Annotated in this window: 1 pseudogene; it reads left to right on the forward strand. The window is 72.1% G+C overall.

From position 1 onward, the window contains the following. A pseudogene (locus R0J92_RS25755) lies at positions 1-244 on the forward strand (complex I NDUFA9 subunit family protein); the annotation flags it as partial.

A 244-nucleotide genomic window follows, 5' to 3' on the forward strand; every position in this document is an offset into this window, starting at 1 on the left:
GTCAGCCTCTACGCGGAAACGGCGGAGACCAGCTTCCACGACGTGCATGTCGACGGCGCGGCGAACCTGGCCGAGGCAGCCAACGACGCTTCCGTGCCGCGATTGATCCAACTGTCCGGGATCGGCGCCGATCCCGCTGCGCGAGACGCCTATATCCGCGCCCGCGGCGAGGGCGAGCGCGCGGTCGCCCGCGCGCGTCCGGACGCGCTGATCCTGCGCCCCTCCGTCATGATCGGGCCCGACG

Origin of the sequence: Tritonibacter sp. SIMBA_163 (assembly GCF_046535935.1) — a bacterium.
Taxonomy (GTDB): Bacteria; Pseudomonadota; Alphaproteobacteria; order Rhodobacterales; family Rhodobacteraceae; genus Epibacterium; species Epibacterium scottomollicae.